13 protein-coding genes are annotated in these 15265 nt (G+C 28.8%); all 13 read right to left on the bottom strand.

Translation table 11 applies throughout. The features are described 5' to 3' along the window. A partial coding sequence (locus OWM07_RS10860) for a cytochrome c3 family protein (protein WP_423303766.1) occupies positions 1–1521 on the bottom strand: 1521 nt, incomplete at its 3' end. A gap of 28 nt (positions 1522–1549) precedes the next feature. Further along, positions 1550–2518, bottom strand: coding sequence for an NHL repeat-containing protein (locus OWM07_RS10855; RefSeq protein ID WP_423303765.1), 969 nt, complete (start codon positions 2516–2518; stop codon positions 1550–1552). Further along, a complete protein-coding gene (locus tag OWM07_RS10850; RefSeq protein WP_423303764.1) occupies positions 2475–3428 on the bottom strand; it encodes a peptidyl-prolyl cis-trans isomerase in 954 nt (317 codons plus the stop codon). The genes OWM07_RS10855 and OWM07_RS10850 overlap by 44 nt, the downstream gene beginning before the upstream one ends. Further along, positions 3370–5748, bottom strand: coding sequence for a hypothetical protein (locus OWM07_RS10845; RefSeq protein WP_423303763.1), 2379 nt, complete (start codon positions 5746–5748; stop codon positions 3370–3372). Before OWM07_RS10845 ends, OWM07_RS10850 begins: the two co-directional genes overlap by 59 nt. 2 nt (positions 5749–5750) lie before the next feature. Next, the gene (locus OWM07_RS10840) at positions 5751–6263 is read right to left on the bottom strand and encodes a cytochrome c3 family protein (protein ID WP_423303762.1); all 513 of its coding nucleotides are present in this window, start codon (positions 6261–6263) and stop codon (positions 5751–5753) included. A 38-nt stretch (positions 6264–6301) separates the two neighbouring features. After that, positions 6302–6985 carry a cytochrome C gene (locus OWM07_RS10835; RefSeq protein ID WP_423303761.1) on the bottom strand — a complete coding sequence of 228 codons (684 nt, stop codon included), beginning with the start codon at positions 6983–6985 and terminating at the stop codon, positions 6302–6304. A 68-nt stretch (positions 6986–7053) separates the two neighbouring features. After that, entirely contained in the window at positions 7054–7662 is a 609-nt protein-coding gene (locus OWM07_RS10830) for a cytochrome c3 family protein (protein ID WP_423303760.1), read from the bottom strand. Between the two features lie 742 nt (positions 7663–8404). Next, a complete protein-coding gene (locus OWM07_RS10825) occupies positions 8405–9697 on the bottom strand; it encodes a sigma-54-dependent transcriptional regulator (RefSeq protein ID WP_423303759.1) in 1293 nt (430 codons plus the stop codon). Next, positions 9690–11066 (bottom strand): sensor histidine kinase, encoded by a 1377-nt coding sequence (locus OWM07_RS10820; RefSeq protein WP_423303758.1) that lies wholly within the window; start codon positions 11064–11066, stop codon positions 9690–9692. The genes OWM07_RS10825 and OWM07_RS10820 overlap by 8 nt, the downstream gene beginning before the upstream one ends. Position 11067: 1 nt before the next feature. Next, positions 11068–12168: an NHL repeat-containing protein gene (locus tag OWM07_RS10815; RefSeq protein WP_423303757.1), complete on the bottom strand. Its 1101-nt coding sequence runs from the start codon at positions 12166–12168 to the stop codon at positions 11068–11070. Between the two features lie 12 nt (positions 12169–12180). After that, positions 12181–13101 carry a cytochrome c3 family protein gene (locus OWM07_RS10810; RefSeq protein WP_423303756.1) on the bottom strand — a complete coding sequence of 307 codons (921 nt, stop codon included), beginning with the start codon at positions 13099–13101 and terminating at the stop codon, positions 12181–12183. Beyond that, a complete protein-coding gene (locus OWM07_RS10805; RefSeq protein ID WP_423303755.1) occupies positions 13079–13933 on the bottom strand; it encodes a tetratricopeptide repeat protein in 855 nt (284 codons plus the stop codon). The genes OWM07_RS10810 and OWM07_RS10805 overlap by 23 nt, the downstream gene beginning before the upstream one ends. A 99-nt stretch (positions 13934–14032) precedes the next feature. Then, positions 14033–15265, bottom strand: a 1233-nt coding sequence (locus OWM07_RS10800) for a cytochrome c3 family protein (RefSeq protein WP_423303753.1), incomplete at its 5' end; no start/stop codon positions are given.

Genomic DNA, 15265 nt, shown 5'->3' with positions numbered 1-15265 from the left:
TCCACCATGATAGTGACACTGTTGACAGTTTGTATTATTAATTTGATGCATATATTTATCTCCATTATGACAAGATTTTCTACATAACTCAAATTTAACTGGAATAGGAACATAAATGTCTCCACTATCAAAACTCGATCTCGATGCATTTTTGGTATCAAAAGGAGCATTTGTCCATTTTACTCTATTTGATATCAAAAAAGGATTGCCACCATGAGGATCATGACAAATAATACAAGGGATCCTCTCTTTACCATGCACATCAGAATCATAAAACTTAGAAGCAATATTTCTTATATAACCATTATTATTGGAAGGCTCTAATACATTCAAATCTGGTCTACCAGAAAAGGTAGGAAAACTTCCATCATGACATTTTAAACAAAAGTGATCTATTTTGTATACTTTCAACCAATATTTATCAGAGCCACTATAATTTGTTGGTTGTCCCCAAGTAAATGGTTGTGATGGATTATCAGGATCCACAAGCGATTCTATGACATTTGTAGTGTTTAAATCATCTCTTCTTACACCATGTACACCGTGACAATTTATACACTCTATATGAGCTCCGCTACTACTTTGTTGGGCATCAGTTACATCATGAGATCTGTTTACCCACCTACGAGTCCCACTATAAGTATCATAAAATCCATCATTACTGCTCATTAGATTCTCTATATCAATATTATTTTGAGAAAGAGGGCCTATACCTTGTGAACTCCCATGACATATAAAACATAGGTTTTCTTCTCTCCCTTTTAAAAGCTGTGTTGTCGAATCACCATTAACCACATCTTTTGCATTATGAGGCTTATGACAATCTCCACATGGGTAATCTGCAGAAATTGGAGCACTACTTATTACTTGATTATGAATAGAAGATGAAAAACTCAAAGTTACAGTTCCCTCCAACTTTTTATCATGACAACTTGTACATAATAGTTGCTTATCCCCAGTTCTTAAGAAATAAACAGTTTCAGTATGAGGATCATGGCATGTTGTACATTCTACACGTCCATTTTGCAATTTGATAAAAGAAGGAAGTGTAGAAGGTGATTTTAATTGCCTGTCTTGATTTGCTAAATTATCATCATATACAAAAGATATAGGATGATCATCTCTAAGATCCGTCCCAAGATTTGAATCTCCTGTTAACGTAAAATTTAAATCATTAGCAATTGGAGTTGAAGATGCATATATAGCATTTAAAGCTATTGTTCCATCATGACAAGATAAACAAAGTTTTGAGTTGCCAGTTGGCTGTCCAGGCTGTGCATTCATGGTTACAGAAGTATATGTTTGATATAAAGCATTACTTAGTTCCCTATTCCAAAGTGGAGCGTAAGGAAGTGCGTTATGTGGCGTATGACAAAATACACAAACTCTATCTTCTTCGCTTGATTTTATGGGACCAGACCCTGATTTTGACAAATTATGTTTTGTATTAGCAACACCAGCATAAATCAAAACACTAAAACATAACACAATTAAAATTGATAAAAATAATCTATATTTCATAAGCACACCTCCTGCTAACCACTAAAAATCATCTAAAAGATTTAAAAACTTTTACCCTTGAATTAAAAAGATCTGACACATAAATTTCATCTTTATAACAATAAACTCTTGCAGGCATATAAAAAGACACTTCATCCGAACCATTTTGTCCAATAAAATAAAGGAGGTTACCTTTCTCATCAAAGATCTGAAAATTATCAAAGTCTGCATCAGTAATATAAATTCTATGAAACTCATCAATACACAACCCTTTAGGTTTTGAAAAATTACCGGGTCTATTACCAATCTCACCAAACTCACCAATCAAATTGCCATCATAATCTAGTTTCAACACTCTAAAATTCATTGAATCTAAAACAAATAAAATTTTTTCTTCAGGAATAATGTCAACATCAAGAGGGAAATTAAAATATTTATCAAACTCCTTTATTATATTTCCACCTAAATCTGTAACTATTATTTTATTACGTTTAGTATCAGCTAAAAATATCAAATGATTTTTAATATCTACTTTTATTGATACAGGTTTTTCAAGTTGAACATCAATTACCTTACTGGCTTCATCTATCACATTATACTTGATAATAATATTATTTTCAGAATCTACCATATACAAGTCATTGTCAGCAAAATCTAAATCAACTATGGATTTAAATCTTTTATTATTTATACTTTTTATTATCCTCAGTTTAAAATTATTTTTATTAATTAAATAAATTACTCCAAACATTATATCACTAACAGCAACATACTCATCATTTGCAGCAACAGCAAAAGGTCTATATAAAGGTTGGATTTCATGTTCTAACCCAAAGAATTTTCTAAAAAAACTATAATTTTCTCTAATCTTTTGCATATTAATAATATCTACCAAGGCAATTTTTGGATTAACCATATCAGGCCAAAAAAGCTTATCAAACTGAACTAAGTTTTTATTATGTGTTGAGCATCCACTAATTACTAAAATTATTATCAAGAATTTTAATATTTGCTTCATCTTTAGCTCTCTTCAAAAGATTTTTATAATAATCTTTAAATTTTTTTAATTTCATCAATCTTTCAATTTCATTTTTTATCTCATCAAATGGAAGAACTTCGGATGGTTTAATATCAATGACTTTCACAATTAAATATCCATAAATGTTTCTATATGGTCCTCCAAAATCACCTTTTTTCAGTTTAAAAATTTCTTTTATTGGATAATTCTTGCTAAATTTGTAAACTGTATCTTGTTCTGGATAAATACCTTTATCACACTTTTGCCATGCTTTTTCATCTTCTTCTTTTAGCATTTTCAGTAAATTTTCTGCTTCCTTTTTTTTCTCTTCCATCTCTTTTGCTTTTAGCTCTCTTGCATCAGCTTTAATTAAACAATTTTTCAGCACATAAGATTCACCAGTAGAAAACATTTGCTGATTATTTTTATAATATTCCTTCAAAACTTTAAGTTCTATCTTTTCACTAAATATCTTTTCTTTAATGATATCTTTAACATTCAAATCCATATATGTTTCATATAAAATTTTTTCTGTTATACCATTTTCTTTTAATGCTTTTGCGTATTCATTATTACTTTTAAATCTTTTTTTAATGACTTTAATAATCTCATCCACTTTATTTTTCAATTCATTATATATGTCTGGATTATGATTTCTTATATATATAACAACAGTTCTACTATCAATTGCAGTATTTAAAGCTTTTTCCCAATACTCCTTTTTATTTAGTGATTGTGTATGAAAACGTCCTATTGGTATTACCTTGTTCAAAAAAGATTTTACTTCGAAAAAATGAATGTCTTGATCATTAACTTTTGCAACAACCCTATCCTCAGCAAATAGTAAATTACTATGAGCCAGTACCATAATAAAAATCAAAATTTTTACGCAATTCAAAATAAATTTCATGTTCAACTCTCCTTTTCTCATCAATTTCGGTAATATTTTTTCTATAACCTAAAGCTAACTTAAATACTCTAGTTTGATAATTAACACCACACTCATAATCATACCCTTTATCCATATTCCTGTCTATCTGCTTTTCAAAAGAAAATATTGCTTTAAGTCTATCAGTGGGTGTATAAGTTAACTTAACAATAACATAGTCATCTTTTTCATATTCACCTATTGCATTATCCCTTTCTCTCTCAAAACCTATCTCAAATATAGCATATGGTCTCACTACAGGGAAACTTCTGTATTTAACCAGCTTTAAATTTGCATTAAATAATTGTAACTTATATTCATAAATATTTTCATTGTATTTAACATCAAATAATATATTTTCCCCACTGTAGATATAATAAACTCTTTTCTCTTTTTCTGAATATGTCGATAAATTGTTATATTTTTTCTCTTCTTTGCTATAATAAGTAGATAAGTTGTGCTTTTTGTATCTTACTTTTAAATCGTATATTGTTGTATACTTTTTATAAACCCCAAACTCTCTTTCATATTCTTTCTCAGGATAAAAACTGATATTATAATCAGAGCCCCTTAAATCCAAATTTAATGTAAAGCTGTAATACTCTTTATCATTTGACTTATCATAATTATATTTATTGTATTTACTAATTAGATAAAATTTTTTATTAAGTGAAAAATAGCCATCTTTTGAAATAACACCCCAGTTTGTACTCTTGTCCTGATTTTCATTTAAATGTTTGTATTCAAACTGTTTATCAAATATTAAATTATAGGGTCTTATTTCAAATAATTTTAATAAGTTAAAACGATTTTCATCCTCATTTATATATCTATTATTAGGATTATAAATCACATCATAATTAGAAAAATAATAATCAATATCAAGTCTCGATTTAAATGTTTCAAAGTATTTTAAATAATATCCACTTTTAATATTGTATTCATTTTTCCTATATTTATAACCTGTATCTCTTTTGATATAGACAGTTAAATCATCACCATCACCAGATAAAATCACAGCACTACCTTTAATATATTCAGAATAACTGATAATTAATTGATCTGATGGTAAAATCAACACATTGTTAAAATTATTACTTCCATCAACAATTAAACCACTCAAATCTATTACTACCGAAGAAGTGCCACTATTTTTTATAATGACACTTCCAGATCCATTTAAACCAGAACTTATGATAGCTAAGAAATTATTAAAAGAATAAGAGTTATTATCCAAATTATTAGAAGCTATTACACCTTTTTTATATTTTATTTCGGTATAATATGTCAAATCCTTCGAATCATAGTCCAAACCAATAGTACCAACATGATATTTATCAATATCGTTGACATATTTATCTTCATTATATTCATAATTATATGATAAAAACAAAGTATATTGATTTTTTTCATACGTAGTACTTAATTGATAATATTTACTATTAAAATTACTACCTTCAAAATTTTCATCTATATGTTTAGCATAACCATCAAATTTTAAATCACCGAATTTAAGAAGTGTGGGAAAACCAAAAGCATCAACTAAACCAAAAAGATATGTTTTTTTATCAGTGTCATCATCCCCTAAATTAAACTTTTTTATTTCCTGTTCAAAATTAAAACCAACCTTATTTTTTATATCAACCCCTGCTTTTTTAATAGTATCAATTTTTAAATAATTAGTATCACTTTCTAACCCTTTGTAATACTTATATTCTGTATAATTAGCCATCAAATTAACTGTCCCATACTTATAAAAATAGTAATTTTGCATTTTGTTTTTATCATAATCATCTAAAGATTTTACCACACCATCTAATTCTTGGATATCAGTCTTAATCTTACTTAAAGAGTTAAAATATACATCGCTATCAGTTTTAAATAATTTATCTTCTGAATATTCTAAGGTAATTTCAGTTTGTTTTTTAGGAAATTTTAGATTTAATCTCCCATTTATGGACCTGTTAAATTTATCTGTATTATCACCCTTATTATTGCTAAATGGCACACTATAACTTGGCTTTTCATTATAAAAATAACTCATATGATATCTATCTAAATTTAAATCAAATTTTAAATCTCCTAATCTTCCTCTTAGAAACTCCCTCTTATATTTAGTTGTTAAAAATAACCTATCTATTTGGCCACCTTCATAGTGCTTAGATTCATTATCTTCACTTTTTGAGTACGACTTAAATAATGTTTCTAATCCAGTATTTAAATAAATATAACCAGCAAAAACAAATTGAACATTAATGAATAAAATAAATGATGATAATAAAATAACTATCTTATATATCATAATCACCTTTCATGACAATCAACACATAATTTTTCTGGTAAATCTCTAAGTAGTTTAACCTCTTTTGTATGCGGGTCATGACATGTGGAACAGGCCATTAAATCATTATTACCATATAATGGCAACTTGTTATCAATCTTTTTATTATAAATTTTCATTTTTTTTAAATGCTTTTTTGTTCTTTTAACACTTACACTTACTGGGTGAAAACTTGATGAATGCTCAATATAATCCGAATGGCATGATATACAAGTACTTGATATATTATTAAAAGTATCTATTATTTGAAAACTATTTTTTTTTGAAACATTTAAATTAATAATTGGTGAGATGTAATTAAAAACTTTGTTTGCACCCCATAATGGATTGATATTATAAGATTTTCTTAATTTATGGCAATATGAGCAATAGGCATTACCATCAAGGTATAAAAATTTATGAGAATTATTTCTGGCATACACAAATTGTATAAAAACTAATAAAATTAATAAAATTAGTATGTAAAATTTCTTCATTTTTTTCCATGATATTTATTATTCTTTGTTTAATCAAACTATTTATTGGTATGGCACTCACTACAAAATGTTTTCACATCTGTTGTTCTCAATAATTTTTCTATATCTCTTCGAGCTGTAAAACTATATCCAATTGCACCTTTATGAGGATCATGACATGTTAAACATTCAACTTTGTTATTTATTAACTTAAATTTCCCATTTTTACCATTTACCCAGCCATTAGCAACATTATTATTTAAACCACTATCCTTTGTATAATCATATACCACACCAATAGGATGATTAGACTTAGAATAATCAATTGTTAAAACTCCCATATTATAGGTCTCGAAATATACACCGGTAAAACCAGTGCTCTCTGACATCCCATCATGACAACCCATACAAGCTTCAGATGGCGAATTTATATTTGTATCTTGTAAATTATCCAATGTTCCTGTTGGACTTGAATAAGCTTTATAAGGGCTACCGTCATCATACTGGTTTGTATCATTCCATAGTGGTATTTTGATACCTGCATTATGTGGTTTGTGGCATGGCGCACAAGGAGAAATATCTGCACCATCAGACCTATAAAATGTATGAGGACCATTTTTAACAAATTCTCCATTTAGTTTAATAACATGACAATTATAGGTAGAACAACTTGATGCATACACAAATGATAAAGAAAAAAGTAACATAACTAAAGCTAAATAAAATCTCACCATCAATTTCATAGCCCACCCACTATCAAAGCTTTTATAAATAGGGAAGGTGGTCACCTTCCCCAAGTATAAAAGCTTTCTTAATTGTTGTGGCAAGTTTGACACAAAGATGCTTTATCAGCTCTTAAGAAATCAGGTGACTGACCAGCGTGAGGATCATGACAAGTTCCACATTCTAAGATATCGCCGCTTGTTCCATAAAACTTAAATCCAGCAGATTTTACATTTGCTAAAGGTTTTAAAGATGTAGCAGTACCATTATCTAAATACTGAATAGAAACAGGGTGTTGACCTTGAGCATCATTCTGATAATCAATATCCAAACCAACTGTTACGGTTGCCTTTAATGCTGATATTGCTGTTCCACCATTCGCAGCAGTATCATTAATCATACCATCATGACATGCCATACACGCTTTAGAAACACTTCCTAAAGTACTGTTTGGGGTAGCGTTAAGTGAATCAGTTGGTGAAGAATAAGCAGTGTACTGGTTATCAAATGTGTTACTATCATTCCACAAAGGGATTAGTGTGCCTGCATTGTGTGGTTTGTGACAACCGCCACAAGCTGTCCCACCATACAAACTTGATGCACTGTTTACTGAAAAGTCATGAGCACTACCTGCAACCCCTGCAAATACAAAGGCTGGCAATAAAATTAACGTAGCCAATAAAATTAATTTTTTCATAATATTACCTCCTTATAAAAATACTTAAAAATATATAGCACAAACTATGCCATAATTATTTCTCTTTTATTAATAAAAGGATACGAAAGATTATTGTTTTTTATTATAAATCTTCATCAGTTTGATATAGAACATAAAAATTATAGCTTTATAATTACTTGATAAATTTACCTTTTTCGCCATTAAAGTTAAACATAACTACTAAAAATATAATACAAACACACTGTGATACACATTTGATACACAATTGCTACAAACTTAGTAGATATTGAGACACATTCAACTCTTTTTGAGACATATACAAATCGAATTTATTTTTAAAAAGTTGATTAACTTTAATATAAATAATTAAGAGTATTGCGGCTCAAACTACCCATCCCACTTCGGCAACTTTGTATAAATATCAAGGGGGTTTTACTTAAGCACCACAGATTGCCTCGTCGCATTTGCTCCTCGCAATGACACAAAAATGCTGTCTTTGCGAGCGTTAGCGAAGCAATCTGAGGTGCTAAGCAATTGATATTGTGCAACACCCTCCAGTAAATTAATCTGGAGACATAAAACAGCTATAACTAAGCAAGGCCTTCTTATCTCATAAATATCAAGCTATTGAGCTATGATACATTTAGTCATTTATATGATACACATTTGATACATCTATATACATCTTTTAATAAAAGCGAGACATTATAATTTTAAAATGAGACATACCTTAGACAATCATATATAATAAATCACTACTCTAAACTATATTATATCTTCTTAACAATCTATAAAACGTTGCTCTACTAACACCTAATAATTCTGCTGCTTTTTTACGATTATTTCTTGTTTTTTCCAATACATGCAAAATATCTTCCTTTGTTATAGTATCTTTAACAAACTCCTCTTTTATATTTAAATCTTCATCTAAAATAATACCTGTATATCTTGCTTTAATTAAACTTGCTCTAATCATATTTTCTAACTCTCTAACATTTCCTGGGAAATCATATTTTAATAAAAGTTTCTCAGCTTTATTGCTCAATTTTATTTCTCGATTAAATGTATTATACTTTCTTATAAAATAATTTGCTAAAGGTATGATATCCTCTTTCCTCTCTCTCAGTGGAGGTACTCTAATTTCAGCAACTTTTAATCTATAATAAAGGTCTGCTCTAAATTTTCCCTCTTGAACTTTTTTATCCAAGTCGACATTGGTTGCAAATATAAATCTAACATCAAGCTTGATATCTTTGACTCCACCAACTCTTCTAATACTTTTCTCTTGTAAAACTCTTAATAATTTAACCTGTAAATCAAACTCTAAATCTCCTATCTCATCCAAAAAAAGTGTCCCTTTTTGAGCTTGTTCAAAATAACCAGGCTTCCCTTTATCTGCACCAGTAAAAGCACCTTTTTCATAACCAAAAAGCTCTGATTCCAATAAAGAACCAGGGATTGCATTGCAATTAACAGCGACAAAAGAATATTTACTCCTTTTACTGTATCTGTGAATAGATTTTGCAACAATTTCTTTACCAACTCCACTTTCCCCAGTAATTAAAACAGGGACATCTGAAATAGCAACACGAGCCATCTCCTTCAATGTCTCTAAAAAAATCGGTGATTCAGCAATAAGCTGTTCATCATAATTACTTTCAGACTTATTTGTCTCAGTAGAAACTTTACTTTCACTTAACCCCTTTTCAATATTTTGTATAATTTGTTTCAATTTACTCATTTTAAAAGGCTTACTCAAGTATTCATATGCACCTTCCTGTATAGCTTTAATTGCTATATCACTTGAACCAAATGCAGTAATCAAAATAAATACAGCGTTACTACCAAGTTTTCTAAGTTTTTTTAAAACTTCTATACCATCAACTTCGTTCATTACATAATCACATATTATAACATCATAACTTTTATTTTTTATAAGTTCCAATGCATGCACACCATTCAAAGCAACATCAACATCATAACTGTTTTCTAATGTAAGTTTAATTATATCTCGAGAATTTTTATCATCATCAACAACCAAAATTTTAAGCATACTTCCCCTTTAAAGGTAATACTATACCGAAAGTAGTTTTTCCATCTTTAGATTCACAAAATATTTGACCACCTAACGATTCTACCAGCTCCTTACAAACAGCAAGGCCTAAGCCAGTTCCCTTTCCTGTTTTTTTTGTTGAAAAGAAAGGATTAAATATTTTTTCCTTTATTTTTTCATCAATCCCCTTACCATTATCAACTACCAATAATTTTATATACTCACCATCTATCACACTTTTAATCTCAATAAACCCTTTATTTTCACCAATGCTATCAGCTGAATTTTTTACAAAATTATACAATATCTGTTCTACAAAACCTTTATCTGTAAATATAGTTACTTCATCAACATTTGCTCTTAATTCTATATTTTCTGAAATAGTAAAAGACATATCATCAACAATATTAGAAACTAATTCTTTAAGATTAACAGGCTCATAAACAGGCACAGGTTTTTTTGAAACATATAAATAATTTCTAATTATATTTTGAATCTTATTTATTTGCCTAGCAATATTCTCCCCACGTTTTTTAACAAAATCATTTTCTTCACACTCATCTAAAATAAGTTCCACATTACCCATTATAACATGTATTGGCGTACCAATTTCGTGAGCCATCTTAGAAGCAAATTGACCAAGTATAGAAAGTTTTTCGTAATGTGCTACCTTTTCTTTGAGCCGTTTTTCTCTTTCCTCAATTTTCTTAACAATATAATAAATCACAAAAACATACCCAATAAAACCTAAAAGGGAAAATAAAGTTGCTCTAAACCTTGCTTTGTTAATATTATTAAAAACATCTGTGACATCCTTATATATTTCTATTACACCTTTAACTTTACCATTAAAAACAACCGGATAATATATCTCTTGAACTATAGTTTTATGATCAACAACATTTAAATTTTCTAAACTATCTGTTTCACCAGCTCTTTTAATCTCATAAATAACCTTACCTGTAAGTGCTTTTAATAAACCTTCACTTTTTCCTTCTAACTTGATGATTTCTCTTTCTTTCATCACCGAAAGTCTTTTTCCATCTGCTGAATAAATAATCGCATCTAATAAATTTGGTTCATTATTTAATATGTTAAATATTGGACTAAAATCTAAACTATTATCCCAGTCATTTCTAAAAACATAATAAGAGGTTGATGAAACTAAGGATTTTCTAAACCTTTTTTCAAAATTTTTCCTATCTACTGAGATAAAAAAGTTTTTAAAATCTAAATATATAAAAATGTTTAATAAAACTAAAATAATAAAAATTACTACAACTGATGATATTAAAAATTTTTGTGTTAATGACAAACGGATAAATATTTCTTTAATATTTTTAAATTTTTCTTCTACTGAAATTAGCAACTCACCACCTCAACATAGGCTCATCAACGGTCATATCCCTCCTACCTTTCTTATACAACTCTCCTAAATATTGAAAAATAACGACCCTTTTATTTGGAGCATCTAATACATAAATTCTATCCTTATCATCAATTACCAAATCTTTAGGGTTATTAAATCCACCTAAATAAACAGATGGTTTTTGTGCTCCCATATAATATAAGAAAGTTCCTTTTTTATCATATACTTTAAATCCATTTGAAGCAATATCTACAATATAAATATGCCCTTCAGAATCAAAATCTATCCCGTTTGGAAAGTTTAGTGCCCAAATATTATCTCCAGGTTCTAATAACTCCCCCTTAAAATTACCGTCTTTATCATAAATAAATACTTTCCCAATAAATTTGGATACAGCATAAATATCTTCAGTCTGTGGATCTATAGCTATCGCAGTAGGAGCTGGAACCTTTTTTATGCTTGTAATGAATTTACCATCTAGAGTTAAAATATCAATTCTCCCAAAAATTTGATCAGCTACATACAATTTATTTTTATAAACCAAAACATCTGAAATATCTTTATATAGTCCATCAACATCGAATTTTTTTTCAGCTTTTAACTTCTCGAAGTCTTTATCATTAACTTTTCTTCCATATGACCATAAAACTTTTTTATCTTCTGTGATTTCCATAACATTTCCACCAGATCTATTACCAATAAATATCCTACCATCTTTAGTAACATCTATGGCACAAGGCATAATAGAGCCAAACCTTATATCCCTAATCTCTTTTTGTATAAAATCAATTATCTGTATTTTAAATGCAATTGGTGCTGCGATATAAACTTTGCCTCTACCATCAGTTGCAATTCTTATAGCCCTATAATCAACCCATTTTACATTAATATCACCAACCAATTCCTGTAATAATCTGTTTTTACCCGATGCTTTTCCAGGAAACTCTTCTGAATTTGCTATAACTCTTACAGCTTTGAATTTAGGATTTGCTGACTCCTTGGGCCAAACATATTGATCTATTTTAAATACAGGCTGCTTAGATGAGCAACCAAGGACAAAAATCCCTATAAAAAAAGGTAAAAATAACTTCAAAAGATTCATAAACCCTCCATTTTAAAGTTTATCTTTATGGCAGCTAACGCAAAGAATCATAAAATCTTTAATACCATTTTGAAATAACTGTTTAGATTCTCCATAATGAGGATTATGGCAAGAAACACAGCTAATTTCCTCGTTTGTTCCAGGAATCTTCTTACCACTTGTAGGATGAGCTGAAGAAGTAAAATTGGCTAAAACATGCACACCCGACCTTTTCTCTGAATGACAATTAATACATAAACTATTTGTATCATCATTTAATAGATATTTTATATTAGAGCCGTGTGCATTATGACAAACATTACAATATCCTGCTACTGTTGGACCATGAGCATATGGAGCACTAAACATATTGTTTTTAAACTCTTCATGACATTTCAAGCAGGTGCTAGATATCGGTTGTTTTGGTGTAAAATAATTATTTTTATCATGACACTGAAAACATTGCCATGCTGCCGCAGGACCATGGACATAAGTATAACTCATTTTATAAAAGTGACATACCTTACAGTCTTTTATTTCTTTAAAGTTATGACATCTAACACACAAGCTATTATTTTCATCTAGATGGAAATATGTTTCTCTCTTAATATTGTCTCTATATATTTCGGCATAACTTAGATATTTAATTGTCAAATTTATATTTTTCTCCTTATACTTTATAGTAATTTTATTAATTCCTTTGTCAATAGTAACATTTTTCATAAAAACATATTTAAGACCATCTTTCGTGCTTAGTTTATGAAAGTTTTCAATATTTATAGCATTATTATTATCGATAATTTCTATTTTATCTATCTGGTTAACAAAACCTATAATATGTATTTGAGAATCATTTACAATCATATTATCAAAAGGATAAACAATAACTATATCATTAGAATAAGCTAAGTTATAAACAAATAAAAAAAAACTAATCAATAAGATTTTGTTCACAAGACTTTTCAAAGTATTCACACCCTTTTTTAAAATCACCTTTGGATTTAAAAATTTTCCCTAACAAAAAATATATCCTTTCTTTATTAGGATAAATATTCTCTATGCTTTTTAATAAATTTAATGCTTTATCATATTCACCTATATTATAATAAGCCAAACTTAAATAAAATTTTGCATCAATAAAATTATCAGATATAGGCTCTAATAATTTAACAGCATCTTTATATCTTTGTAACAATATATAAACTTCTGACAATTTAACTTTTTCAAAATTTGTTAAATTATCCAATTTTAGCGAACTAAGTCTTTTTATCGCATCATCTTTCTGACCATCGCGAATCAATCTTTTTATAAAGTTTATATCAGGTAATATACTTCTTCTTCTATCAACAACCGATTTATTGCTATATTTTTCATATTCATCTTTACTTATTTTTCCTGTCAAATAGTCTAAATATTTACTTATCTTAACATAATATTGACCTTCATATCCAATAGCATCAATTACTTTATTATTTTTATCTAAAAATATTGTTACAGGTAAAGTGTATATTCCTAAATCCTCAATGATATCACCATTATATAAGGTTATATAAAAGTTTTCAGACAAATCCCCAATTAATTTATGTAATTCATCTTTTTTTATCTGTTTTATATCCACTGAATAGCAATATATATCTTTAGTGCTACAAATCTTTTTAAAATTTTTAGCTATTTTAACACTTAATTGCTTATCACTCCTCCACAATAAAACCATTTTTAGTTTTTTATCTTTTAGTGAGTTAGCAAAATTCGATTCTTGCGATGCAAACTTACTAAAATCAAACACATCTCCCTTTTTTATGTTTTTTAGGGGAAAAGAAAAACATATATTTGTAAAAATGAAAAATATTATTATTAAATTTGCAATTCTCATAACTCATCCCCTTTAATTATTTTTTACAGGATGAACTCTGTCATAACTCTTTGGTTTATGACAACCTACGACACAACTGCCACCAGTTTTAGTCTTTGTAAAATTAATAGGAAGCTCCCAACCTCCAGATCCAAAAGGTACAGATTTCCTAACATGCTTTGGCTGATTGGAAGCATGAACTTCGTGACAGGCTTTACAACTTCTTCCCTTACCTTTAATCCTAACATGTAAATAATGAAGGTTTTTGTCCCCATTTCTAAAACCAGTATACTTTGTTGTTGATGCAAATTGTAAAACTTGCTCGTTATGGCAATTAAAACACAAATCATATACCCCTTTTTTATAAGGGTTATAAAACTTTTTAGGAAAAGCCATTTTTAAGATAAAAGGGAATTTCGCACCATGGACATTATGACATGCAGTACAACCATCTGTTTTAACAGGTCCATGAACATATTTAGAATTTTTTACCTTCTCTCCGATATCATCATGACAATCAAAACAAATATTTTTGGTATCACTCAATAGTAATTTACCAAAATCAGAAGAATGAGGATTATGACAATCACCACAATTTCCATCACTGACCGGTTTATGGTTATATTTTGCATTATTAATTGAATCTAATAAATTTTTATTTTTTTTATGACAACTCAAACATAACTCTTTTTCAGATTTTGCATTTAAATGAAACTTAGCATCAGAGTTATGAGGATCATGGCATTTAGTACAACCATCCTTAACAGGTTGGTGCACTACAACTTTCTTAAAACCTTCTTCTTTATCACTATGACACACAAAACATAACTTATCTTTATCTGTTTTTAATTGGAATTTATAATCAGAAGAGTGCGGATCGTGGCAAGAAGAACACTCACCTGCTGCTACTGGTCCATGTAAGTATTTTTTCACAGTTTTATTATTTTCATGGCATTCAAAGCATGTCTTGGACTCGTTTTTACTCTTTATAAAATATTTATTAGTACCTCCATGAGGATTATGACAAGCTGTACAATCACCAGTGCTTACTGGTGCATGCACATTTTCTCCATTCATTTTATTATCGTGACACATAATACATACTGGGCTATCTCCTGTAGGAGATTTAAAATCTATGAAGCTCTTTGGTCTTTCAATATGTTTATTAATTTCCTCATTATTAGCAACATGACATACAGTACACTGGCCTGCAGCTACAGGTCCATGAGCAAAATCAAGTTTTTTAATATCATTATGACATTTTGA

Source organism: Deferribacter thermophilus (assembly GCF_049472675.1).
GTDB classification, from domain to species: Bacteria; Chrysiogenota; Deferribacteres; order Deferribacterales; family Deferribacteraceae; genus Deferribacter; species Deferribacter thermophilus.
This window is presented reverse-complemented; position numbering and strand designations above follow the sequence as displayed.